This is a genomic window from Sulfuriferula thiophila, assembly GCF_003864975.1.
Classification (GTDB): Bacteria; Pseudomonadota; Gammaproteobacteria; order Burkholderiales; family Sulfuriferulaceae; genus Sulfuriferula; species Sulfuriferula thiophila.
Genome location: NZ_BHGL01000046.1, coordinates 449405 through 473924 on the forward strand (window position 1 = coordinate 449405; position 24520 = coordinate 473924).

A 24520-nucleotide genomic window follows, 5' to 3' on the forward strand; every position below is an offset into this window, starting at 1 on the left:
AAACTCAACAACGACAAAGCATGACTGTAGTGGTCAACTAATTTCAGACACCGCACTAGGTTGTTTAGCTGCCATTTCCTGCTCATAGTGAATCGGTGAGGTGTAACCCAACGTGGAGTGCAATCGCAGGCAGTTATAAAAGCCAACGATATAGTCCACGATGTCCTTGGTTGCCTCCATCTGATTTGCATAATCCCTTTGCCAGACTCGCTCCATCTTCAAGTTCAAGAAGAAGCGTTCCATGGCTGCATTGTCCCAACAATTGCCCCTACGACTCACACTGCAAATCAAACCATGTTGTTGTAATAACGCTTGATACTCACCGCTGGCATATTGACTGCCTCGGTCTGAATGCATGATGACACCTGGTTCTGGTTGGCGTGAAGCGATAGCCATGCGTAATGCACGACACACCAATTCTGCTGGCATGGTCGGTGCCATTGCCCAGCCGATGATGCGCCGTGAATACAAGTCCATCACCACGGCCAGATACAACCAGCCCGTACGGGTACGGATATAGGTAATGTCCGATGCCCAGGCGCGATTGGGTGCGCTGGGATTAAACTCACGGTTCAGCAAGTTATCTGCCACAGGCAGGTTGTGTTTGCTGTCTGTGGTGTTGACGAACTTGCGCTTCCAGATGGGTTTGATGTTCAGATCACGCATGATACGGCGTGCTTTATAGCGTCCTATGTGGATAGATTTGGCACGCAATGCGGCCACTAATCGACAACTGCCGTAACATTTACCAGTGGCATTAAAAGCGGCTTGCAGGTGTGTGCTGGTAGCGCATACCTGGGCAGCTTTGCTGCGGTGTTTGGCAGCATAGTAACCCGCACGACTGATGTCGAGCAGGTCACAGAGTTGAGTGACGGTTGCCTTGCTTTGCCAGTGATTCACCAGTTGGTGGCTCATTTCAACTCGCGGGCAAAGAAGGCTGACACTTTTTTTAATAGTTCGTTATCCGATTTCAAGCGACGATTCTCTTGTTCCAGCTGGCGGATACGTTGTTGTTCAGCGGTCAGGGGCTAGCCTATACCTGGTTGCCCTAGCCGTTCTGCCTGATATTGCTCTACCCAGCGCCTGACGGCCGTTTCGCCTACGCTCATATCTTTGACGACTTGCGATACCGTTAAGCCTTGGTCTACGACCATTTTGGCTATCTCTAACTTAAACGCTGCGTCGTATTTTGCTCTTTGTCCTGTCATTGCAATTTCCTCTCAGTAGGTGAATTATCCACCTAGTGAGGTGTCTTTTATTATTAGACCACTACAGACCGCCACACCAAAAAAATAACGCGCTTGCGCGTAACTCCACGCTTTTACCCCCTTCTGCATCGCTTCGGCTGGGCTGTTCAGGCGGGAGGGGTAGGCGAGCACTGTTTGAGCTCCGCAGCAGCTTGCGGGGTGTGCAAGCTGTCAGGGCGAGTTGCGCAGCCCCCGTCTGAACGGTTCAGACGAAGGTACCCCGCAGGGGCAAGGCGGCAGGGTGCCGTTCTCTTTGGTTACTTTCTCTTGGGCAAGTAACTTGCCGCCGTGCAACCCCGACCTACCATCGCAAGAGACATGCTATAAAGCTAGACCCGACCCCGTGCTTTCCGCACACCAAACAAAAAAGCCACGCGCTTGCGCGTAACTTCGCGCTCTTAACGCTTTTACCCCCTTCTGCATCGCTTCGGCTGGGCTGTTCAGGCGGGTGGGGTAGGCGAGCACTGTTTGAGCTCCGCAACAGCTTGCGGGGTGTGCAAGCTGTCAGGGCGAGTTGCGCAGCCCCCGTCTGAACGGTTCAGACGAAGGTACCCCGCAGGGGCGAGGCTGTAGGGTGCCATTCTCTTTGGTTACTTTCTCTTGGGCAAGCAAGAGAAAGTGACTTGCCGCCGGGCAACCCCGGCCTGGCATCGCAAGAGACATGCTATAAAGCTAGACCCGACCCCATGCTTTCATGAGGGGTAATGGGCGACCCCATTTTTTCTCTAATTACACATTTACTCGATATCTCATGAGGAGGGAAGCAAACGCTCATACTCATTTTTGACCACCCCGTAGCATTCGCATACTTTTGTTTCAAGTTTGGAGCGCTTTAACACTTTAATAAGGCCACGAGAGTACGTGATTACGCCTTCTTTTTGTAATTTTCCAGCGGCTTCCGTTATGCTCTCACGACGCACACCCAGCAAACTCGCAATCAACTCTTGCGTAATCACCAACTTATTTTCATGCAACCTATCTAAGCTCATTAACAGCCAGCGGCAAAGTTGCTGATCTAGCGAGTGGTGTTGATTGCACACTGCAGTTTGAGATGTCTGACTGATCAATGCCTGGGTATAAAGCAATGCCAGGTGTTGTAATTGTCCCCCAAGGGCAAATTCTCGCTTCATGATTTTCCGGCTAAGACGATATGCGTAACCAGCACTCTGTACCACTGTGCTACTCGGCATACTTTCACCCCCCATGAAAATGGAAATGCCAACCATACCCTCATTACCAACCAGGGCAATTTCGCTTGATGCCCCATTTTCCAGCTCGTAAATCAGTGAAACTATGCCAGATACTGGGAAGTGCAGAAAATTTACGTGATCACCAGACTCAGACATCGTCCACCCCAACGGCATCTCAATGAGTTTTAATTCAGGTAACAGACGCTCATAGTCCTGCGCGTGTAAAGCAGCAAGTATTCGGTTTTGCTTTGGGGTGTGAAGTGGCTCTTGCTCTATCTTTGACATGCTTTAATTTCCTGAAATACCATAATCCAATCCACTCTATAGGTCAGAGTTTAATTGACGTCTTGTACATGATTTATAATTCAGCATGCACATAACAATGGCTACCCCAGTGTGGGATGACCATCCCACACTGAAAGTGATATACGTGCGCTGACCGTGGTGATGGGTAAATACCCATATTCGTTTCGATGCACTTTTCGGCTGAAGATTGGTTCCTGCATGAGCGATTATACATGACAATGCTGTGGGTAAACTTGACACTCCAACAAGGCTCCATCGTCAATCGAAATCCCATTCATCACCTGACACTTGCCTAATTCAGATATCGCATTTGCGCTGCAAAGTATCAAACAAATTGCCCCGCCACCCACCCCGACGACCACGCCCACTGGAAGTTATACCCGCCTAACCAGCCAGTCACATCCACCACTTCACCGATAAAATACAGCCCCGGCACCGCTTTGGCTTCCATGGTCTTGGAGGACAGAGCACGGGTATCTACCCCGCCCAGCGTAACTTCGGCCTTGGCGTAACCCAGCGTCCCGGCTGGCATCAGTTCCCATGACTCCAGCGCCGCCTGCATCGCGGCAATATCGCGGTTGCTGTGTTCGACCAGCGGCTTGTCCCAATGCTGCAGCGCACACCATTCCTGTGCGAAGCGCTTGGGCAGATGTTCACTAAGCACCGTAGCCAAAGTCGCTTTGCTGTGACGATGTGAATTCAGCCACTCGCCGACATCGAGATTGGGCAGCAGGTTAATGCTGACCGGCTGCTTTTTGCCGCTTTTGTAACTCTGGTTCTGCCAGTAACTGGATATCTGCAGGACCGCAGGACCGGACAGGCCGCGATGGGTAATCAGCATGGACTCGCGGAAGCTCGGCTTCTGCCCGGCACAATGACTGACTACGTCCAGCGAGGCACCGGCCAGGCTCTGTAGTGGCGCCAGCGTTTCCGGTGCCAGTGCCAGTGGCACCAGTGCCGGCTGCGGCGCAATAATAGGCACGCCAAATTGTTCAGCAAGCTGGTAGCCGAACGGGGTAGCGCCTAATTGTGGTATCGCCAGACCGCCGCTGGCAATGACCAGCGACTGGCAGGTAAATTGACCTTCTTCGGTACTCACGCTAAAACCGCCTTCAGCTGATTTGGTAACGCCCAGCACCTTACATGGTTGCGCCCATTGCACAGCGCCGTGATCGCACTCCGCCCGCAGCATGGCGATGATCTGCTGCGCGGAGTCATCGCAAAACAACTGCCCCAGTGTTTTCTCGTGATAGGCAATGTGATAGCGCTCGACCAGCTTGATGAAATCGAACTGGCTGAATTGCGCCAGCGCCGAGCGCGCAAAATGCGGGTTCTGCGACAGGAAATTGTCGGCGCTGATATCGCGATTGGTGAAGTTACACCGCCCGCCGCCGGAGATGCGGATACGCTCGCCGATTTTGGCAGCATGATCGATCAGCAACACCCGCCGCCCACGCTGACCGGCCTGTGCGGCACACATCATTCCGGCTGCACCGGCGCCAATTACAATTACTTCATAATTCATTATATTTTTTCGCGCTGCCGCGTACCTTATCCGCCGGGTATTTCACGGCATTTTTCTCTATTTTTTTATCCACGGCCTCAAGCAAGTCCACCTTGAGCTGATCGGCAATACGAATCAGGTAAATCTGGATATCTGCCAGCTCGTCACTGACCTGCGCCAGTTTTTCCGGCGCAAGCGTTTGCGATTGCGCTTCGGTTAGCCACTGAAAATGCTCGACCAGCTCGGCGGCTTCTACAATCAGCGCCATCGCCAGGTTTTTGGGAGAATGATATTGCTGCCAGTCGCGCTCATCGGCGAACTGGCGAATACGTAATTTAAGTTGATCCAGGTCTGACATAGCTATTCCGGCACAGTTAGATAGTGCCTATTTTCGCGCATAAATCCTAATTCACATAACGATTGATTAAAAACACTCACTGCGCTTAATTTACGTTGCACTACGAACTTTTAAATCCTATTACGGTCAAACTTTAGCAGTCGCGTTTCACAAACCTTCACAAGACGACACGTCATCGGGTTAGCAATTTGTCATTCATTCGTCTTGTCACTCGTTTATTCACAAACTTGGAGATTAGGAGGCAATTATGCAACTGATTCATACCCCCCACCTGCCACAACCCGCTGCTTTCGAGCCATCAAGACGCAGAGCGTTTGACCATATCCTGCCGGCTTTTGGCATGTTCGCTATGTATGTTTTACCGTTTTCGGCTATTGCGCCATTCATGTTGTACTACGCAGGCACCCATCACCATATTGTTTTGCTCTCAACGCTAGACTCAAATCAGCTTGCATTTATCAGCGCCGTTTTTTTCGTCACCGAACTCGTGATGACTTTTGTCATGGCTGCCTGCATACAATGGCTGGGCAACGCAGTTTCTAAGATCGCGCAGACGCGCTATGACATACCAGATCTGACTGACGCCAGCATACCGCTACGCAAGCATAAAATTAATTTCCATGAGGCTTATACCCTGGCCGCGCTTGCGCCCACCCCGCTCTGGGTGGCTTCACTCGCTTTGTTCAGTCCGAATTTTGCTGTCGTGGCTATCTTCGGCATGATCGGATTGAGCCTGTCCATGTACATACTCTACGCTGCTACCCCTACGATACTTAAAATCGAACATTCGGGTGAAAGCGCGCTGATGGGCTGGGTATTTTTGTCCATAGGCATGGTTGGCTGGGCCGCAATGATGTACCTGACCTTCATCACCTGGGCTCACATTACCAGTTAATGTAGCAGCAACCGGCTAAACAGCAACATCTGAAAGCGAATGCCAGATGTTGCTGTTTTTATTAGAGACCGGTTTCGGAAAACGCCGCAATATCCCCTGGCTTGCGCAACATTTTGTCCACTTCACCAGCGTGCAGTTCTTCCATAGAAATCAATTCCCTGGCGTACTCTTCCAGCATAACCGAACGATCTCTGGTCAGCTCAAGCAACTGCCTGTACTGTGCCAGGGCACCACGCTCATGCTCCAGTGACTCATGCAGGATATCAGCAATGTTGTGTTTATGCGTTTCCAGCAACGGGCCTATCGCCAGTGAAGGATGCCCACCGAGATGAGTCACCAGCTCACCGGCGCGCTGAGCGTGTATCAAACTCTCATCAGCCTGGCCACGCAGCCAGCTCACAATCGGGATGCGGTTGTATCCATAAATCAGCAATGAGTAATGCGTATAACGCACCACGCCGGCCAACTCCAGTTCCAGTATCTTATTAAGCACACTGATCACTGCCTGTTTATCTAACTGCTCCACTTTCTGTTCCACTTTAATCGCAGCGGCTTTTTCCGACTTCTTCATAGCTAATCTCCTTAATTAAAATTTAACTGCTGCATACAAACTACTCTGCTATCCACGGTCGCCATCCATAATTATGAGGATTCCATGTATGTGAAATATTGCCCCTACCGCGCCAGGCAGTACCATGTTAGGTTTCAGCAACATGCATTCCAGCACCACCCGATGCCGGTGCAGCGTGTGAAACACCATCTCCAGCACCTCTTCCGTCACGCTGGCAAAGCGCGCCCCCATTTCTTGATACCCGGCCAGCCTTTCAGCCAGACCATCCTGTCCCTCAGTAAATTTATCACCAGGAAAATTTGTCAGCGCCTTGGTGCCTTTATCCACCTTAATGCCCGGCACTATTCCCTGTGCGGCCAGCAATCGAGACAAAGGCACACCAGCCTCATTACACTGATCCAATGTTTCCTCGAACAGAATCACCGCTGATATACTGGTTCAGCCCCGGCGCGGTAAACAGCAATTCCCGATAACTGAGCCGCGTTTCTTCAGTTGACTGCACGCCGACATTCTTCAGGCGCTACTTCATAGTGCCGATGCTTTCATCTGTCGCCAGAATAACCTTGGTCGGCGCGGTCAGTTCCGCTATCGTCCGTTCCATTGCAGATACTTGCATCGACATCGTCTCCTGACAGATTAAAACGGGAATAGCCCGAAATGCGTTAGACCCATTTAACTTTCAATATAGACCAATATTCCCATCATTGCCGACAGCGTTAACGCATTCGCTGTTTAGCGAATGCAAAATGATTGCTGAATGACCCACTATATCCCTAAACAAGAAGGATAGGCAGCCCTGCAAGATTGTAGTAAAATTTGCTAATTATGTTTATTGCATAACAAAGGCAAACCTGTGCGAAAGCCAGGGACGCAAAGTTTTCGGTCTAACGGGTATGAAACTCCAGGATAGCGAGACTGCTGAAAGTGTACCTATTGGTACATAATTTCATTCTGTCTGCACATCCTCTTTTCCTGTAGTTACCCTCCAAAGACCTAAACCGTCCTTGCTCGCGAGCCAGAGTTGCTGTTTTGCTGTCTGACTTGAAATTTGAGGGGAAAATAACTACGAATCACCCTATCTTATCTTTGGCTACTGCAATTGCTATTCCTATTCCTGATTTAGGAATTACTTAGCATCACTACGCCTGTACTGCCATACAAAAAATGCCATGTCACAACGCATACAATCTAGCACTTGTGACTATGCTGGAAAAATACAACAAATACATACGCATACCAAATAACTAATAAATGTATTTGTATGCAACCAGATCCAAATTATCAATTGGATCTGTCTCTAAATTAAGGGATAGCAATGCAAAATAACGATTCCAAGAATAGCAATACTCAAGACATACCAACACATGAGTTCCTGTCATTTGCTTTAGAGAACCAGACCAACCATCTGGCAGAACGGATTAACCTGTTTAGGCCAGACAGAGCATCTTGTCATCAACTATCACGCATCGCCGTGAGAGTCGATCCAGGCAATCAGCACACACCACCCTTTGCTCACGTGATTAGTAAAACGCTACCCGACATAACTGAAAATTCTGATACCAACCCCCTGATTCGGGAGGTATTTTGACAGCAATGGATCAAACGTATGAAGCGCGATTCCGCCATATGCTCGAAACTTGCCCTCTTTCAGTGTGCATAGTGGCATGCTCGGATCACAAGATCTTGTTTGCTAACCAGCATTATGCCAAATTGACCAACTCACCCAGAGATCAGTTAGCTGGATCAGATCCCAAACCTTGCTATGCAAACCCTCAGGACTATCAAGATATCCTGCACCAGCTAAGTCAGGGGTTAACCGTCACAAATAAGCTGATAGCATTAAAAACACCAGGACAGCAGGCAACCTGGGTATCGGCCTCCTATTCCAGGCTGACATACGAGAATGAACAAGCCATATTAGGCTGGTACCATGATCTGACCGAACTAAAGAATGCCGAGAATAGAATTCATCAAATGGCGTTCTATGATGCATTGACGCTGCTGCCAAATCGACGTGTGTTGATGGAGCGCTTGCAGCAGTCACTTTTAGCGAGTGTCAGTAGCCAGCAGTATGGCGCCGTACTGTTTATTGGCCTCGACCATTTCAAAACCATCAACGATACTAAAGGGCATGATATTGGCGATTTGCTGCTTATCGAAGCAGCAAATCGGTTGCAGACATGCGTGTGTGAAACTGACACTGTGTCGCGCTTGAGTGGCGATGAGTTTTTGATTGTGCTGGAAGCACTCGGCTCTGATATCGACGACGCTACGGCAAATGCCCGGCTGCTAACCCAAATGATGCATGCTACCCTCAGCGAACCTTATGCACTCAATGAACAGTTATGCAATATCTCATCGAGCATTGGCATTGCGCTGTTCCGCGACCGTCAGGATACCCCTGACAATTTGCTCAGATACGCTGAAACCGCAATGCATCAAGCCAAGACAAGTGGACGCAACACCATTCATTTCTATGACGCCGCTATGCAGATTGCAATTGAAGCGCGTGCCAAGCTGGAGGACGCATTACGTCTCGCGCTCCAAAAACAGCAATTTCGGCTGCATTACCAAATTCAAGTGGATAACCTGCGCCACCCTCTTGGTGCCGAAGTGTTATTACGCTGGGAGCATCCTGAACACGGCTTAGTGTATCCGGCGCAATTCATCCCGCTCGCCGAAGACGCCGGCCTGATTGGGTCGATAGGACTATGGGTGCTGCAAACGGCATGCGCGCAACTTGCGGCCTGGCAACAGGATGAACTAACCCGCAATCTGGTTTTGGCCGTCAATGTCAGCCCCAGACAATTACATGAAACTGATTTTGTTGCACAAGTACAACGCGCACTAATAGAAACTGGCGCAACGCCTGCACAACTGAAACTGGAACTGACCGAAAGCGCCACACTGGAAAATATTGAAGATACCATTATCAAAATGCGGGAAATTGAAATGCTGGGTGTAAAATTTTCTATGGATGACTTCGGCACCGGTTATTCTTCTCTGCAATACCTGAAGCGACTGCCGTTGAGTCAAATCAAGATTGACCAGACATTTGTGCGCGACATTGCCAGCGACCCTAACGATGCTTCCATTGTGCAAACCATTATCGCAATGTCTGCCACACTTGGGCTCGACGTCATCGCGGAAGGCGTGGAAAACGAAGCGCAGTTCCGGTTTCTCGAATTGTGCGGCTGCAGAGCTTTCCAGGGATACTTTTTCAGCAAACCGGTGCCCCTGAATGAATTTATGAGATTACTTGCGAATCAGCATGCAATAACGAGTAGGAATCCAGAGTAAACAATCTTCTGATCTGGCACGATATGCGCAGAACGCACATCGTGCCAGACAGATTTTCAGTCTTTGTGTAACTGTCTCGTCCACGCCATCAGCGCAACCAGCTGCTCACGCACCTTCTGCTTGGTCTTATCGTCCACCAGCTCACCATCCTTGAACTTATCCGCCACGGATGACACCATGATTTCCGGTCTATTGAGTACATAGGCATTGAGAAACACGCAAATCTGCCGCAAGTGATATTGCGCCCGCGCCGTGCCGACAGTGCCGCTAGTCGCACCCATAATGGCGACCGGCTTGCCATCGAAACTGTTGCTGCCATACGGGCGTGACGCCCAGTCCAGTGCATTTTTCAGCACGCCGGAGATCGAGTAGTTATATTCCGGCGTCACCATCAGTATCGCATCTGCCTGCACGAGCTTTGCCTTGAAATCAGCAATAGCCGCCGGAAGGCTGGCTTCCAGATCCTCGTTGTATAAAGGAAAACTGCCTATATCAACGATTTCAATTTCAGCACCATCCGGCACCAGTTTCTGCGCGGCAAGCAACAAGGCCCGATTGTAGGAGTCCTTACGCAAACTACCGGCAAACCCAAGGATTTTGATCATGTCAGCCACCTCTTCAACGCGATTAATGTAGGTATGCAACAACGATGTGATGTCTTAAAGCTAGACCATGCGTCAGGTAAAGTCAAACCAATACAACAGGAATCAACTCCGCCCATGCAATCAAACAGACACGATACGGATATTTATGGCACTATCCGGACATATTCCCTTGAAACGCAATAACTTCGCCCATTTATTCTGGACTGTTAAAACTTATGCCATCCATTATCAGTCACCCTATCACCCATCTGCGCAAGCTCGGTTTTACCCTGCTACTCGCATCGGGCCCAGCGCTGGCGGACATCGTAGAGTCAGGCTATTGCGATCCAGCTCAGCCAGGTATTGCTGCACTGGCACGGCATCCCGAGATATACAACATCCATCTTGAAAATGATTTGTTTAACGGCTCGGATCAGGGCTACACCAATGGCGTAAAACTGTCCTGGGTCTCGGCCAACCTGAAAGATTATGTAAATGATCCTTGCCTGCCATTAACGATACGACGCCTGAACCGACTATTCACCTCCCTGCACAGAACGGGTTATAGTTCGCGCAACATGGTGGTAACACTGGGGCAGTCCATGTACACCCCGCTGGATAAAACCCGCACCGATGTCATTCCCAACGACCGGCCTTATGCAGGCTGGTTATATCTGGGGCTTGGCTACAACGAACGCGATGCGAGACAGATGGATACGGTACAGGTCAACATAGGCATAGTCGGCCCCGCATCATTAGGTAAACAAACCCAGGATTTCATTCATGACCTGCGTGACATACCGCGTTTCAAGGGCTGGGATAATCAACTGCATAATGAGTTGGGCATACAGCTCGTTGCCGAACGCAGAAAAAAACTGTGGGAAAGCAAAAAAAACAACTGGCTACAATTCGATGCCATCACCCACTATGGCGCCAGCCTGGGTAATGTAGCCACTTACCTGAATAGCGGCTTCGAAATACGCGCAGGTCAGGATTTGCCTAACGACTTTGGTACCTCGCCAATACGTTCTGCGGGTGACAGCAATGCGCCACTTGAAAACGCGATGGCACGGCGCTTTGCAACAGGGGGAATGCTGGTATTTATTTCAGCCGATGCTCGTCTGGTTGCGCGCGACATTTTCCTCGATGGCAACACGTTCGCTGCCAGTCACAGCGTCAACAAGGAAGTTCTGGTGGGTAATCTCGCAGCCGGTATTGCCTGGCAATGGCAGGGTGGACAAATCACCTACGCCCATTACATCAGCAGCAAGGAATTTACCACCCAAACCACTAACCCTGGCTACGGTGCAATTACACTTAGCCTGGAATATTGATAATCACCCGCTGACAGATTATTGGTAAAACAGCGCCAATTGCCGGTAAGCCCCCGGGCATGCCGTTTTCAAAATGTCCGGCGCAGTAAAAAAATACTCGCTCAATACTGCAAAAAACTCTGCCGGATTAGTCGCCGCATACGGGTTGATGCAAGTCGGTCTGGCAGAAGCAAGATCATGCTGCAATAGCGCATAAGCATCGCTCAGGTCGGCAGCCCAGCGTTGTCGGCTCATGCCGCTGCGTAATGGTGGCAGGCCATTCATCGCGCCATCCACGCCATCCAGTTTATGCGCAAATTCATGCAGCACGACGTTATGACCAGGCTGATGGTGATAGCTGTCACGTTCGACATCCGGCCAGGAAAATATTACCGGACCGCGCAGCCATGCCTCCCCGCTTAACACGGTGGCATCATGATGTACCAGACCGATCGCATCCGTCTGGCCATGATTCACCTTGAACGCACCGGGATAGAGTATGACCTCAACCCAATTATCGAAGTAATCGATATCCAGATTCAGGATCAGCAAACAGGCTTGAGCAGCCACGGTTATGCGCATGGCCAACGTCACTTCCAGACCTTGCACCCCGTTGATAGACTTGTTATGCAGGAACCACACCGTTAGCTCGCGCAGATGTGCCATTTGCACTGCATCGAGATTGTGCAGCACTACCAGCTTACGGGTCACGCTATGCCAGATGTGATGGGGTATGGGATTGCGGCGCAGCAGCCGACGCATACGCCAGCGACGTAGCGTATTACCGAGTGAAGCCAATATTAATCTAACGCCTGACTGGCATTGGCACCGGCCAATTGGGAAGCAATATCTTCCAGCGCTTTATGCATTGCAGCCAATATGAGCTTGTCAGCAGCATGCTGATCTATCTCCGGGATATCCCAATCGAAGATGGCCCGATATTTTTCCACCAGACTGTGCATATCCTTCACTATTTCAGCACGATGCGCTTCCAGTTCCATCTGTTCCATTTTGTTCATGACATCACCTCTACAATCAATTGGGAAGAGACCTTTGCACGATGTAACGAGCGCAGTAATCGTGCAAAAGTCTCCGGAAATTATTTCCACATCACATCCGCTTTAGCCATGGCTGCAGCTTCCAGCAGATTCACCAGCGGCAAACCACGATTAGCCATGCTCACTACCGGTTCGTCCGCATCCACATCCGTGACTGGCGGGGCAGTAGTATCAGACGCCAGTGCTGCTTTCAGTTGAGCCAATGCAGCCGGCACATCAGCAGCCAGAATAGCACCGGGCACCGTTGCGCTGTGCCCCATCATTTTCAGCATGGCGAAACCGACATCCCCGAACATGGTGATGTCGGCATAAGCATCCGTCGTAAATGTTACCAGCATACAATTTCCTTTTAATAAACGATGAGTTACGCGTAAATACAATTGCAGGTAGTTTGAGTACCCATGATTACAGACTGGCTATCACTCTTTTCAGCTTGGCCTGAACCTGCTCGGCAATGATGACCAGTTCTGCGTTGCCGACTGCCCCCATCGAAGCAACAGGATCGATGGCAGACACTTCAACCATGCCATCGGACTGTTCCTGAACGATCACATTGCAAGGCAGCATGGTGCCTATTTTATCTTCCAGCCTGAGTGCCTCATACGCAAAAGGTGGGTTACATGCGCCCAGAATTTTGTATTGCTTGTAATCCACATTCAGTTTTTTCTTCAACGTCGCCTGCACATCAATTTCGGTAAGGATACCGAAACCTTCTTCTTTCAAAGCTTCCGTAACTTTAGCGATAGTTGCATCGAATGACAGTTTCATCGTTTTACTAAAATGATAGCTCATGGACTCATTACCTTTAACAATAACTGCACAATGGAATTTGCATTATGAATCTGCACTGTTAAACCGTGGAATCGGCTGCTTTACTGTATGCAAATTTGAAAAATACCTGAGGGATAACAATCAACAACCCTCTCATCAGCCTGATTCAGCTTAAGTCAATTTAGCCCCGCACTTCTGTACGCCAACGCACCAACACACGCCGGTACACGATAAGCACACATAACATCACGCGTCTTTATGCTTGCGCCAAAACACATACACCAGCATGGCAACCATTGCGAACGCACCCGCCCCTAACACATAGGGTTCATAGTGTTTTAGCAACAGCAACGGTTGCGTGATACGCTTACCCAGGTAATAGGCTCCCATGCCCCAGGCACCGACCCACAGTGCCGCACCCAGCGCATTAAATGCCAGAAAACGCCACCAGGGCATTTGCGCAAGACCGGCGACTATGCCATTCATCTGCCGCAACACGGCCACAAAACGTGCAAAAGTGACCAGCCAACCGCCATAGCGCGCAAAGAAATGCTCAACACGTGCCAGATGGGCCGCATTCAAACCCACATAACTGCCGAAACGCAACACAACAACCCGACCGCCAAAACGGCCGATTGCATAGCCGATATTATCGCCCAGCACCGCACCGAGCCATGCTAGCAATAAAAGCGGAGCGATATGGAATTTCCCATGCGCAGCCAGAAAAGCCGCCGTAATCAGTAACGACTCTCCCGGTGCGGGTAGCGCAAAATCCTCGACCAGTATCCCCAGGAACACGGCGGCGTAACCGTAATGTTCAATATAGGGCTGGGCCGCGGCCAGATACTGATGCAGTAAATCGGTATGTGGCATCGGTAAATTTATTCCGTCTCAGCGTCCCGCTTCGGAACGGGTGCGCTGGAGCGTTTTTCCAGCAATTTCCTGATTTCATGCAGCTCTGCAGTGCGTTTCGCATCCAGTTTCGGAAAGTCCTGCTTGAGCGACCTGAACGTTTCCAGAATAATTTCCGCAATAATCAGGCGGGCGTTCTCCTTGTCATCGGCTGGCACCACATACCACGGCGCATCTTTGCTGCTGGTGGCACCCAGACACGCCTCGTACGCCTTCATGTAGTCTTTCCAGTACTTGCGCTCTTCGATGTCCGCCAGACTGAATTTCCAGTTTTTTTCCGGCGAATCAATCCGGGCGAGGAAACGTTTACGCTGCTCTTCCTCGGACAAATGCAGGAAAAACTTGACCACCCGCGTGCCGTTGCGGTGCAAGTGTTTTTCCAGCTCATTCATCGAATGATAACGTTCTTTCCAGATGGATTTTTCATCGAGCAATTCCTCTGGCAGGCCCTGATTGCGCAGAATTTCGGGATGGACGCGCACGATCAGCACATCTTCATAATAGGAACGGTTAAAAATACCGATACGGCCGCGCTCCGGCATACACTGCACGGTACGCCACAGAAAATCATGATCCAGCTCGGTCACGCTGGGGTGTTTGAAACTGTAAACCTGGCAGCCTTGCGGATTCACACCCGACATCACATGGCGGATCGCACCATCTTTACCCGCAGCATCCATCGCCTGAAAAATCAGCAATACCGAGTAATTGTTCGCCGCATAATGCCGCTGCTGCATCGCACTCAGCTCAGCCACCTGAGATGCCAGCATCTCCTGGTACTGCACCTTGGATTTGTATACAGGCTTTACCAGCGTCGGCCATTTTTTGAGGCTAACTTTTTTGGCAGCGGGCACCCGGAAATCTGCAACATTGATTTTCATTTCATTCCTTTCAGTCATGCGGTTTATTTTTATGCTTAGTCAACGCTTCAAAGCCGGAAATAACGTCAAACAATTCGGCGTCTATCCCGCTCTGGCGCAGACGGTGATAGGTCAGATTCAGATCAACCAGTAACTCGTCGATATTTTTCTCGGCGCGCTGCATCGCTGCCAGTCCGACATGCTCAAGCCGTATTTGCACCCGCTCGCCTATCGCCCACACTGTCTTATTGCCAAGCAGCTCATCATCCAGACTGACAGGCTTGCCCACGACACCACTGAATTGCTCGGTGGTAAAAAACGATACCAGCCCGTCGATGGCCTTAATACCGGTTTCAATAAATTCGGATTGGGTAGAACGACGCATCAGGGCAAGTGGTGCGTTATGCATCGAACGCCACGCCACATCCAGTGGCTCAGGCTGATGATCAATCACATTGCCAAACACGTCACACATGCACCTGACTATGTTTTTGCCAACAGGGACCAGAACCTGAGTTGACGTCAGCGCAATGCCGCGTTTGCGCTGCTAAATTCATCATAGAACGTTTTGATCAGGCCTGCCAGCCATTTACAGCCAGCACCACTTTTCACGCGCGCACACTGCTACGCCAACCTCAAAATTTCATAATCAATATGCTAGACTCAACGCTGAATGTTGCTTGCCAACCCTACTGCTATCCACTCAACAGGAACCCCTACCATGCGCTTACTCCACACCATGCTTCGCACCGCCGACCTGGATCGCTCCATCGCTTTTTATACCCAGATACTGGGCATGAAATTGCTGCGCCGCAATGACTATCCGGAAGGAAAATTCACCCTGGCATTTGTCGGCTACGGCGACGAATCGGAAAACTCGGTAATTGAACTGACCTACAACTGGGGCATAGACAGTTACGAACAGGGCACCGGCTTTGGCCATATCGCCATTGAAGTGGACGACGTCTATGCCACCTGCGAAGCCATTAAAAAACTGGGCGGGAAAGTGGTACGTGAAGCCGGGCCTATGAAACATGGCACCACGATCATTGCATTCGTCTGCGATCCGGATGATTACAAAATCGAACTGATCGGCAAGAAACACTAAAGGATATTGAACCCGATTGCATCACCATAGTCGGAACAAAGCCATCTCAGCGATGCGATCAAGATTTATAACACCAGCCAACGACTGCTTGTGGAGAGAACTATGCACATAGGATTTATCGGACTGGGGCAGATGGGTGCCGGCATGGCTTCCCGCCTGCGTCAGGCAGGATATGAGTTAACCGTATACAACCGCTCTGCTGAACGCATGCAGCCGCTGCTCGCACTTGGCGCCAAAGCCGCAGCAAGTGTCGCCGAGCTATGCAGCACTGCCGATGTGGTGTTTACCATGCTGGCCAACGATGCAGCACTCAGTGAAGTGACGCTGGAGCCGGCAGGCATAGTGGCACACCTCCCATCTGGTGCTATTCACGTTTCCTGCAGCACAGTGAGCGTAGCTTTATCAGCCCAGCTTGCCCTTGCTCATGGCGAAAGACAGCAAGGTTTCGTTGCAGCTCCCGTATTCGGCAGACCGGATGCCGCCGCCGCGGGAAAGCTGTTCATTGTCGCTGCCGGTCAGCCGGAATTGATCAGTAAAATCCAGCCATTACTGGATGTCATGGGCCAGCGCACTTTTCATGTTTCTGAAACTCCGGACAAGGCCAATCTGGTCAAACTGAGCGGCAACTTCCTGATCGCCACGGTGATCGAATCACTGGGCGAAGCCATGGCGCTGATAGAAAAAGGTGGCGTAGACCGGCACCAGTATCTGGAGCTGCTGACCTCCACCCTGTTCAATGTGCCGTTGTACAAAAACTATGGCGGCATGATTGCCGATCGCCAGTTTGAACCCGCCGGATTTGCTGCCAATCTGGGGCAAAAGGATATGCGGCTGGTGCTGGCAGCAGCGGAAGCATTGAATGTACCGTTACCGTTTGCCAGCATACTGCGCGACCGCTTCCTGGAACTGATGGCGCATGGTGGCGAACATCTCGACTGGTCGGCGGTAGGCAGCCTTGCCGCAAAAGATGCAGCGCTAATTCCTTGAATGCTTAACCAGCTTTACTCGCGGAGTCATTGATGAGCCAACTGTTTACCCCGATACATCTCGGCAAGCTGACCTTAAGCAACCGCATCGTCATCTCACCGATGTGCCAGTACTCCGCCGAGCAAGGGCAAGCAACCGACTGGCACCTCATCCACCTTGGCCAGTTAGCCTTATCCGGTGCCGGCCTGCTGTTCATCGAAGCCACCGCAGTCGCGCCGGAAGGCCGTATCACCGCGCACGATCTTGGCCTGTGGTCTGACCAGACCGAGGCCGCACTGGGCAGAGTAATCAAGTCGGTGCGCCAGCATTCAGCCATGCCCATCGCCATTCAGTTGGCGCATGCCGGGCGCAAGGCATCCACCCAGGTGCCGTGGGCGGGTGGGCAATCCATCGCCCCGCCACAAGGTGGCTGGCAGACGCTCGCCCCTTCCGCCCTGCCCTTCAATCCTGACGACACAGTACCCCGCGCGCTGGATGATGCAGCGTTACAACGAATCAGACACGACTTTGTCGCTGCAGCACAACGCGCCGTCCGCCTCGGCATAGCGGCGATCGAATTGCATGCAGCGCATGGTTATCTGCTGCACGAATTTTTGTCGCCATTATCGAATATCCGAACTGACCGTTACGGCAGCACGCTGGAAAACCGCATGCGCTTCCCGCTCGAGGTCTTTGAAGCGATACGCGATGCCGTACCCGACAACATTCCTGTCGGCGTGCGTATATCCGCAACCGACTGGATACCTCATGGCTGGGACATCGAACAGAGCGTGGTATTCGCACAGGAACTGCAACACAGAGGCTGTAGTTTTATCGATGTTTCTTCCGGCGGATTATCGCCTTTGCAGCAAATTCCGCTGAGCGCGGGTTACCAGGTGCCTTTCGCCGAACGCATCCGCCAGGCAACCGGATTGCCAACCATTGCGGTGGGTCTGATCTCAGAACCCGAACAGGCAGAAGCCATCATCGCCAGCGGGCAGGCCGACATGGTCGCTCTGGCTCGCGGCATGCTGTACGACCCCCGCTGGCCATGGCACGCCGCAGCGCAGCTGGGTGCTCAGGTAGATGCGCCTCATCAGTACTGGCGCTCGCAACCACGGGGATTGAAAGACCTGTTCAGGCAATAATAAGCCTATGCCGCACAGACCTATCCATAGGTTAAACACAAACATGGAACCACATCCTGCACTAACTATCCAACTTGGCATACGAGTATCATCGTTTACTAACTTTTAATTCCCGCCGGGGTGACTATAACGTGAGAGGGATTTACACATGACATACTCATGGAAAGACAGTATTTATCAGCAACGGGAAGATCTGGCGCAGTTGATACGCGAACCATTGGCGCAACTGGCTGAAACATGCACCACTGCGTGGGGTGATCGCGAACAGCTGAATGCGGCTCTTACCCAGGGTTTTGCCAGCATTCCGCATTGCACAGCCCTGTACTGCGTGACCACAGACGGCGTCCAGATTTGCGACAATATCGGGGCAAACGGACTGGCACAGGAACACTTCGGCCGTGACCGCTCGCAGCGCCCCTACATGAAGGAAGCCGTACCTGCGTGGGGCTTTCTGCTCTCGGACGCTTATATCAGCCTGCTGGGACACCGACCCTCGCTTACTGCATTGCAGGTTGTGCGTGCCGACTCCGATATGCTGGGCTATCTCGGTGCCGACTTCGACTTGCGTGGCCTGCCGGTTACCTCGGCGCTGTATGAAGAACCCGGCTACTGGCGACAGATAAAAGGCGATGCGGCCATACGCGGCATGGTCTTTCAACAAACCCGCATCGACAGCCTCATGGACGGCAATCTGGATCAGGCCTTATCCATTCTTGAAGAACTACTGACGCAGCGCGGCGTGTTCCAATGCCAGATCCATTTCTCCAGCAGCCAGGCCACCATCTGGACCGTTGATGACCCGTTCCGCTATCGCATTCTGGATCACGAAACCCTGAGCGACCCGGACATCTGCCTGGTGTACCCATCCAGCCCCTACCCGCAGGATGCAACAATACCCCAGCACACTATCGAACAGATACTTGCCACCATGCAATCCCTGCGCCTTGCCGATCCCACCATTTATCTGCGCGCGGCCTCGATCAATATTTTCAATGGCATGATCAGCCTTACCTTCTCCTGCGATGGCTCGCACTACATGCCTTATGATGAATTTCTGCTGAAAAATACGTCGTTCTGGTTTTGAATATAGCGATGTGCCGACGATCGCCGGCACGGATATTGAGTACCGGCGCCTGACTATTCCAGGCCGCCGGATGGCTGATTAACGCCCGTAACGTGCAGTCAATGTCGCCTTGGCCAATGCCTGGCTATTGATCATGAAACCCGCCACGGAAGTTGAGGCACCGGCAGGGATATCCAGCTTGTCGGTTTTCAGTGCATACACTGTGAAATTATAGTGATGCGGCTTATCCCCTACCGGAGGGCAAGGACCGCCCCAGGCAGCCTGACCATAGTCGTTGCGGATCTGTTGCGCACCTTGTGGCAGGTTCTTGCTATCCAGCGCGCCATCACCCTGCGCCAGCCCGGTTAACGTTGCCGGCAAATTCACTACAACCCAATGCCAGAAACCGGCTCCGCCCGTTGGCGCATCCGGGTCATGCACCATGATGGCAAAGCTCTTGGTGCCAGCCGGGGCATTTTTCCAGTTCAGTGCTGGCGACACATTCTCGCCGCTGCAGCCAAAACCATTGAACACAAACTTATGCGCGATAGTCTGCCGCGGGGCAACATCCGGGCTGCTCAACGTAAACCCGCCAGCAGTTGCAGCCACTGAAGCTATTGCCAAAACACCCGCCAATACGATACGTTTCATTTTTTACCGCTCCTTATCATTAACTAACATCAGGGTGATGAAATCTGTGCTACATATAACATCTCGCAGCTAACCGTACGTTAGCATATTTTTAAGCGCACGGTTATTCTGCCGCCACCTGAAACTGCAAAGCCGCCAGATTCGCATAAATACCTCCTTGCGCCACCAGGCTGGCATGCGTGCCGATCTCCACTATTTGCCCGTTGTCCATCACCACGATACGATCTGCCCGCTGCACGGTTGCCAGACGATGCGCGATAACCAGAGTCGTGCGTCCAACCATGGCAGCTTCCAGCGCCATCTGCACCAGACGTTCTGATTCGGCATCCAGAGCACTGGTCGCTTCATCCAGCAACAGCAGCGACGGGTTCTTGAGCAATGCGCGGGCAATGGCAATGCGCTGGCGCTGGCCACCCGATAACCTTACACCGCGTTCGCCCAGAAAAGCCTGATAACCGCCCGGCAGTTTCACAATGAATTCATCCGCTGCCGCCAATTTTGCTGCGGCAATAACTTCTGCATCGCTGGCATCGGCACGACCGTAACGAATATTTTCCAGCGCATTCGCCGAAAAAATCACGGTATCCTGCGGCACGATGCCGATAGCACAACGCAAGGTATGCAAATCCAGCTGACGAATATCGATACCATCCAGCGTGATCAGCCCCTGCTGCGGATCATAAAAACGCAGCAGCAGCTGAAACAGCGTGGTCTTGCCCGCACCCGAGGCACCCACTACCGCCACGGTCTCGCCCGGCCGGACGGTGAGCGACAACTGTTGCAAGGATGGCGTTTGCGGCCGCGACGGGTAATAAAAACTCACATCCTGCAGCACTAATGCAGCCCCATTATCAGGGCATGGCGGTAACGACAGTGCTTGTGCAGGTGACTGTATCGTCGACTGTGCCGACAGCAATTCCAGCAGCCGTTCAGTTGCCCCGGCTGCGCGCTGCGCCTCGCCCAGCACTTCCGAGAGCGCACCGATAGCACCGGCCACGATCACAGCATACAGAATAAACTGACCGAGCTCGCCACCGGTCATACTGCCCTGCACCACCGCATGCGCCCCCAGCCACAACACAAACACGATAGCGCCGAATACCAGCAGAATCGCAATTAACGTCAACGTTGCCCGCGCCCGAATACGCTGTACCGCCGTAGTGAAAGCATTTTCTACCGTGACGCCAAAGCGGCCGGATTCCACCGCTTCATGCGTGAACGCCTGCACAGTAGGCATGGCATTGAGGATTTCGCCCGCCATCGCAGACGCATCGGCGATACGGTCTTGCGAATCGCGTGACAGCTCACGCACACGCCGCCCGAAGAACACGATGGGCAACACCACGAATGCCAGCAGCACAATGATCATGGCGGAGAGCTTAACGCTGGTCACAAACAGCATCACCAACCCGCCTACCAATAGCAAAATATTACGCAACCCCATGGAAATACTGGTACCGACTACGGTCTGAATCAACGTGGTATCGGTGGTCAGCCGCGACAGCACCTCGCCGGTTTGCGTCGTCTCGAAAAACTGCGGGCTCAGGCTGACAACATGGCGATACACCGCGCTGCGAATATCCGCCGTTACCCGCTCACCCAGCCACGACACCATATAGAATCGTGCCGCTGTTGCCACTGCCAGAATACAAGCCACGCCAAACAGCGCCAGAAAATAGGCATTCACATTGTGGATGCTCCTCGCGCCAGCCGCACCAAAGCCGAGGTCGATCATCTGTTTGAATGCATAAGGGACAGCCAGTGTGGCACCGGCCGCAACTAGCAGCGCAATCCCAGCCAGCACGAATTGCCGTTTGTATGGTGCGAGAAATGGCAATAATCGCTTGAGGATGGTTAAACCGGTGGCTTGCACTACTTGATCAGGTGTCTTTATCATATTTCGGCGATTTACATATCCAGTCAGTTTCGGGCGATTTCATCCCGGACTAGTCTAACAGTATAGATTGATTAATCTAGCCCGAAATATCCTGGACTACACCGGCTTGCTCATACACCCAATCCGCCATACTATGCATCGATGCGAACCAAAAGCCACCCACCTCAACCCGCCGCTACGCCAGCACCGGCAAACAAGCTGCATCCGCGCAATCGCCATCAGGGCCGCTATGACTTCCCGCACCTGATCGAGATGGACTCAGCGCTGGGCAATTTCGTCAGTGTAACCGCGCATGGTGAACAAAGCATTGACTTTGCCGACCCGGCGGCAGTCAAAGCACTGAATCGTGCGCTGCTGCAAGCCAGCTACGGCATACAGGGCTGGGATATCCCGCCGCAGAATCTGTGTCCACCCATACCGGGCCGGGCCGATTATGTGCATTACCTGGCCGACCTGCTCGCTGCCGACAATCGCGGCGTCATCCCCAAGCACATTCAAGCTCTGGATATCGGCACTGGTGCGAGCTGCATTTACCCGCTGATCGGCCACAGCGAATACAGCTGGCAATTTGTCGCCACTGACATCAACGCAGCGTCTCTGGCGAATGCCCAAACCATACTGAATGCCAACCCATCACTGGCAAAACACATCACCTTGCGTTTGCAGCCCGCTGCTGCTGCAATTTTCCAAGGGATAGTAAACGACGACGAATGGTTTGATCTGACACTGTGTAATCCGCCGTTCCATGCCTCCAAAGCCGAAGCCAGCGCCGGCACGCAACGCAAATGGCAAAACCTGGGTAAACAGAATAATCAAACTGAAGCTACGTTGAATTTTGGCGGAGAGGCGGCCGAACTATGGTGCGCCGGTGGCGAGCAAGGTTTCATCCAGCGCATGATAGAAGAGAGCGCACAAATCCCCACCCGCTGCTACTGGTTCACCACGCTGGTATCGAAATCAGCCAGCCTGCCCGGCATCTATGCGGCACTCAAGCAAGCTGGCGTACAGCAGCAAAAAACCATCGCCATGAGTCAGGGGCAGAAGCAAAGCCGGCTGGTAGCCTGGACTTTTCTCAATCCGATACAACAGGCAGCCTGGCGTAAGCTGCGCTGGTAAAGTACACATAATGATGACCAGCAACAGCCAGCAAATCCGCTTTTTTCGCACACGCATTCCGTCATTCCAGTGCGTGCCGGGTTGTCACGATTGCTGCGGACCGGTCACCACCTCTTCTGAAGAAATGGCAAGGCTGCCGGTCAAAAGCGAAGCGGAACATGATGCGGCACTCGCCGAGCTGAGTTGCCCGCATCTGGGTGACAAGGGTTGTCAGGTATATGAAGAACGCCCGCTGATCTGCCGCCTGTTCGGGACCACACCACGACTGGCCTGCCCTAGAGGCAAACGACCGGAGGTGATGGTAGACCCGCAAATAGAACAGCAGATCCACCAGTTTTTTGCGAGCACGCGCCAGGTACTGGTGTAAGGCAGCACACTACGGGATCAATCTCTGCTTGCCGCGCTGCCAGAAACGTTCCATCATCGGCTTGACACTGGTGCCGTGCAACAAGATGGAGAGCGTCACCACTATCAGCGTCAACTGTATCAGTTGCAGCGCCAGCGCTTCAGGCAGGCCATGCTGGATGGCGTACATCAGATAGTACAGCGAACCAATGCCGCGCACACCAAACCAGGCCGTCATGCCGCGTATACGCCACGGGGTGCGGGTACCCAGCAGACTGATAAGCACACTGGCCGGACGCGCAACCACGAACAGAAACAGCGCCAGCCCCACCGCGGCCCAGCTCCAGGAGTTGAGGAACAGCGTTCCGCCGATGAGGATGATCATCACCACTTCAGACAGCCGCTCCAGATGTTCTTTGAATACCAGCGACCCGATACTGACCGTGGGAATCTCATCCCCCGCATCGCCGTGTGCGCTAGCCGCAGACGTCCGCCCGTCAACAGCATCGCTGGCGGCTTTGGCCAGTTTCAGTTCAGTCTGACGCAGCGCAACTGCCGCGAAAAACACAGCCAGAAATCCCCACACATTCATCAGCACCGCCAGCCCGTATACCACCCCGATCAGGCCAAGGCCGAGGAAATCGTCCATCAGCTCATGTTTATTAGGCGCATGACGCAATTTCCAACCCACACGCGCCAGTATCACCCCGGCAAGCACACCGAGCGCAATGCCACCCACCGTGGCCCATACCACATCCAGCATGAGCCAGTTCAGACCACCATCACCCAGCTCATGCAGCCCGAGCAGTCCCAAGCCCAGCATCACAAACGGAAATGCGCTACCGTCATTCATGCCCGCCTCGCAGGTCAGGGTAAAGCGCAGCTGATCGCGGTCACCGGGATGACGGATCTGCACATCGGTCGCCAGCACCGGGTCAGTCGGCGCCAGAATCGCCCCAAGCAGCACGCCCGCACCCAGCGGCAGCCCAAGTACATAATAGGCAAAGGCAGTGACCAGCGCGACGGTAATGGTCATCGACACTGTCGCCAGTAATAACGGTGTGCGCCAGCGAGCAAAGCTGAATGGCCCCGGCATTTTGACCCCGGCGGAGAACAGCGAAATCAGCACAGCCACTTCAGTCAGCACTTCCAGCAGCGCCGATTGCTTAAGTGGATTGAAGTGGAACAGATCGAGCCCGGTAGGCCCGACGATCAGCCCCACTGCCAGATAGATGATGGCGGAAGTTACCGGCAGACGCTTGAGCAGAGTTGCCGTCAGGCCCATCACCAGCAACAGTCCGCCGACGAGCAGGAACCAGAGGGAATTAGTCATCAGAGAGATTCAAAAAAATTAACA

At 52.4% G+C, this 24520-nt stretch carries 26 protein-coding genes, 2 pseudogenes and 1 riboswitch; of the genes and pseudogenes, 9 read left to right on the forward strand and 19 right to left on the reverse strand.

The window, feature by feature from the left end; all coding sequences use genetic code 11:
- Nucleotides 1-33 precede the first annotated feature (33 nt).
- The 4 genes and pseudogenes from EJE49_RS13830 to EJE49_RS13845 all read right to left on the reverse strand — a co-directional run bounded on the left by EJE49_RS13830 (nt 34) and on the right by EJE49_RS13845 (nt 4605).
- Nucleotides 34-1208, reverse strand: a pseudogene (locus tag EJE49_RS13830) (IS3 family transposase).
- 788 nt (nt 1209-1996) lie between these two features.
- Nucleotides 1997-2722: a Crp/Fnr family transcriptional regulator gene (locus tag EJE49_RS13835; protein WP_124951809.1), complete on the reverse strand. Its 726-nt coding sequence runs from the start codon at nt 2720-2722 to the stop codon at nt 1997-1999.
- Nucleotides 2723-3068: 346 nt separating this feature from the next.
- Nucleotides 3069-4268, reverse strand: coding sequence for a BaiN/RdsA family NAD(P)/FAD-dependent oxidoreductase (locus EJE49_RS13840; RefSeq protein WP_124951811.1), 1200 nt, complete (start codon nt 4266-4268; stop codon nt 3069-3071).
- Nucleotides 4258-4605, reverse strand: coding sequence for a nucleotide pyrophosphohydrolase (locus EJE49_RS13845; RefSeq protein WP_124951813.1), 348 nt, complete (start codon nt 4603-4605; stop codon nt 4258-4260). The genes EJE49_RS13840 and EJE49_RS13845 overlap by 11 nt, the downstream gene beginning before the upstream one ends.
- A gap of 247 nt (nt 4606-4852) precedes the next feature.
- On the opposite strand from EJE49_RS13845, the gene EJE49_RS13850 reads away from it, so the two are divergent.
- Nucleotides 4853-5500: a Yip1 family protein gene (locus EJE49_RS13850; RefSeq protein ID WP_124951815.1), complete on the forward strand. Its 648-nt coding sequence runs from the start codon at nt 4853-4855 to the stop codon at nt 5498-5500.
- Between the two features lie 61 nt (nt 5501-5561).
- Here EJE49_RS13850 and EJE49_RS13855 read toward each other — a convergent pair whose 3' ends face one another.
- The 4 genes and pseudogenes from EJE49_RS13855 to EJE49_RS14315 all read right to left on the reverse strand — a co-directional run bounded on the left by EJE49_RS13855 (nt 5562) and on the right by EJE49_RS14315 (nt 6687).
- Entirely contained in the window at nt 5562-6071 is a 510-nt protein-coding gene (locus EJE49_RS13855) for a ferritin-like domain-containing protein (RefSeq protein WP_124951817.1), read from the reverse strand.
- A gap of 48 nt (nt 6072-6119) precedes the next feature.
- Nucleotides 6120-6302 (reverse strand): class I fructose-bisphosphate aldolase, encoded by a 183-nt coding sequence (locus EJE49_RS14455; RefSeq protein WP_223246979.1) that lies wholly within the window; start codon nt 6300-6302, stop codon nt 6120-6122.
- Nucleotides 6303-6344: 42 nt separating this feature from the next.
- Nucleotides 6345-6573 (reverse strand): annotated as a pseudogene (locus EJE49_RS14460) (class I fructose-bisphosphate aldolase); the annotation flags it as partial.
- Nucleotides 6574-6591: 18 nt separating this feature from the next.
- On the reverse strand, nt 6592-6687 hold the full coding sequence (locus EJE49_RS14315; RefSeq protein ID WP_223246970.1) for a fructose-bisphosphate aldolase: 96 nt from the start codon (nt 6685-6687) through the stop codon (nt 6592-6594).
- Nucleotides 6688-6905: 218 nt separating this feature from the next.
- Nucleotides 6906-6994: riboswitch (cyclic di-GMP riboswitch) on the forward strand.
- A 670-nt stretch (nt 6995-7664) separates the two neighbouring features.
- Here EJE49_RS14315 and EJE49_RS13870 point away from each other — a divergent pair.
- The gene (locus EJE49_RS13870) at nt 7665-9371 is read left to right on the forward strand and encodes a sensor domain-containing protein (RefSeq protein WP_124951821.1); all 1707 of its coding nucleotides are present in this window, start codon (nt 7665-7667) and stop codon (nt 9369-9371) included.
- Nucleotides 9372-9427: 56 nt separating this feature from the next.
- On the opposite strand, the gene EJE49_RS13875 is transcribed toward EJE49_RS13870, so the two are convergent.
- Complete coding sequence (locus tag EJE49_RS13875; protein WP_223246971.1) at nt 9428-9976, reverse strand: NADPH-dependent FMN reductase; 549 nt, start codon at nt 9974-9976, stop codon at nt 9428-9430.
- Nucleotides 9977-10191: 215 nt separating this feature from the next.
- Here EJE49_RS13875 and EJE49_RS13880 point away from each other — a divergent pair, with 215 nt between their 5' ends.
- Nucleotides 10192-11289, forward strand: coding sequence for a lipid A deacylase LpxR family protein (locus tag EJE49_RS13880; protein WP_124951823.1), 1098 nt, complete (start codon nt 10192-10194; stop codon nt 11287-11289).
- A gap of 18 nt (nt 11290-11307) precedes the next feature.
- On the opposite strand, the gene EJE49_RS13885 is transcribed toward EJE49_RS13880, so the two are convergent.
- The 7 genes from EJE49_RS13885 to EJE49_RS14320 all read right to left on the reverse strand — a co-directional run bounded on the left by EJE49_RS13885 (nt 11308) and on the right by EJE49_RS14320 (nt 15344).
- Nucleotides 11308-12066: a M90 family metallopeptidase gene (locus EJE49_RS13885; RefSeq protein ID WP_223246972.1), complete on the reverse strand. Its 759-nt coding sequence runs from the start codon at nt 12064-12066 to the stop codon at nt 11308-11310.
- A 2-nt stretch (nt 12067-12068) separates the two neighbouring features.
- The gene (locus tag EJE49_RS13890; RefSeq protein ID WP_124951825.1) at nt 12069-12287 is read right to left on the reverse strand and encodes a hypothetical protein; all 219 of its coding nucleotides are present in this window, start codon (nt 12285-12287) and stop codon (nt 12069-12071) included.
- An 80-nt stretch (nt 12288-12367) separates the two neighbouring features.
- A complete protein-coding gene (locus EJE49_RS13895) occupies nt 12368-12664 on the reverse strand; it encodes a DUF1840 domain-containing protein (protein ID WP_124951827.1) in 297 nt (98 codons plus the stop codon).
- A gap of 67 nt (nt 12665-12731) precedes the next feature.
- Nucleotides 12732-13118, reverse strand: coding sequence for a DUF302 domain-containing protein (locus EJE49_RS13900; protein WP_124951829.1), 387 nt, complete (start codon nt 13116-13118; stop codon nt 12732-12734).
- A 225-nt stretch (nt 13119-13343) separates the two neighbouring features.
- A complete protein-coding gene (locus tag EJE49_RS13905; protein WP_124951831.1) occupies nt 13344-13970 on the reverse strand; it encodes a DedA family protein in 627 nt (208 codons plus the stop codon).
- A gap of 8 nt (nt 13971-13978) precedes the next feature.
- The gene (locus tag EJE49_RS13910; protein ID WP_124951833.1) at nt 13979-14890 is read right to left on the reverse strand and encodes an ADP-polyphosphate phosphotransferase; all 912 of its coding nucleotides are present in this window, start codon (nt 14888-14890) and stop codon (nt 13979-13981) included.
- A gap of 10 nt (nt 14891-14900) precedes the next feature.
- Entirely contained in the window at nt 14901-15344 is a 444-nt protein-coding gene (locus EJE49_RS14320) for a F0F1 ATP synthase subunit gamma (RefSeq protein ID WP_223246973.1), read from the reverse strand.
- 246 nt (nt 15345-15590) lie between these two features.
- On the opposite strand from EJE49_RS14320, the gene gloA reads away from it, so the two are divergent.
- From gloA to EJE49_RS13935, 4 genes are all read left to right on the forward strand, one after another.
- The gene (gloA, locus tag EJE49_RS13920) at nt 15591-15977 is read left to right on the forward strand and encodes a lactoylglutathione lyase (protein ID WP_223246974.1); all 387 of its coding nucleotides are present in this window, start codon (nt 15591-15593) and stop codon (nt 15975-15977) included.
- A gap of 102 nt (nt 15978-16079) precedes the next feature.
- The gene (locus EJE49_RS13925) at nt 16080-16964 is read left to right on the forward strand and encodes an NAD(P)-dependent oxidoreductase (protein ID WP_124951837.1); all 885 of its coding nucleotides are present in this window, start codon (nt 16080-16082) and stop codon (nt 16962-16964) included.
- Between the two features lie 32 nt (nt 16965-16996).
- Nucleotides 16997-18091 carry an NADH:flavin oxidoreductase/NADH oxidase gene (locus EJE49_RS13930; RefSeq protein WP_124951839.1) on the forward strand — a complete coding sequence of 365 codons (1095 nt, stop codon included), beginning with the start codon at nt 16997-16999 and terminating at the stop codon, nt 18089-18091.
- Nucleotides 18092-18239: 148 nt separating this feature from the next.
- A complete protein-coding gene (locus EJE49_RS13935) occupies nt 18240-19175 on the forward strand; it encodes a PDC sensor domain-containing protein (protein ID WP_124951841.1) in 936 nt (311 codons plus the stop codon).
- Nucleotides 19176-19253: 78 nt separating this feature from the next.
- Here the strand turns inward: EJE49_RS13935 and EJE49_RS13940 are convergent, their stop codons facing one another.
- Together EJE49_RS13940 and EJE49_RS13945 are read right to left on the reverse strand one after the other, a co-directional pair.
- A complete protein-coding gene (locus EJE49_RS13940; protein WP_124951843.1) occupies nt 19254-19805 on the reverse strand; it encodes a YbhB/YbcL family Raf kinase inhibitor-like protein in 552 nt (183 codons plus the stop codon).
- A gap of 103 nt (nt 19806-19908) precedes the next feature.
- A complete protein-coding gene (locus EJE49_RS13945; RefSeq protein ID WP_124951845.1) occupies nt 19909-21702 on the reverse strand; it encodes an ABC transporter transmembrane domain-containing protein in 1794 nt (597 codons plus the stop codon).
- A 141-nt stretch (nt 21703-21843) separates the two neighbouring features.
- Here EJE49_RS13945 and rlmF point away from each other — a divergent pair, with 141 nt between their 5' ends.
- On the forward strand, nt 21844-22818 hold the full coding sequence (rlmF, locus tag EJE49_RS13950) for a 23S rRNA (adenine(1618)-N(6))-methyltransferase RlmF (protein WP_124951847.1): 975 nt from the start codon (nt 21844-21846) through the stop codon (nt 22816-22818).
- A gap of 10 nt (nt 22819-22828) precedes the next feature.
- Nucleotides 22829-23185, forward strand: coding sequence for a YkgJ family cysteine cluster protein (locus tag EJE49_RS13955; protein ID WP_223246975.1), 357 nt, complete (start codon nt 22829-22831; stop codon nt 23183-23185).
- Nucleotides 23186-23194: 9 nt separating this feature from the next.
- On the opposite strand, the gene EJE49_RS13960 is transcribed toward EJE49_RS13955, so the two are convergent.
- Entirely contained in the window at nt 23195-24496 is a 1302-nt protein-coding gene (locus EJE49_RS13960) for a cation:proton antiporter (RefSeq protein WP_124951849.1), read from the reverse strand.
- Nucleotides 24497-24520: the final 24 nt, after the last annotated feature.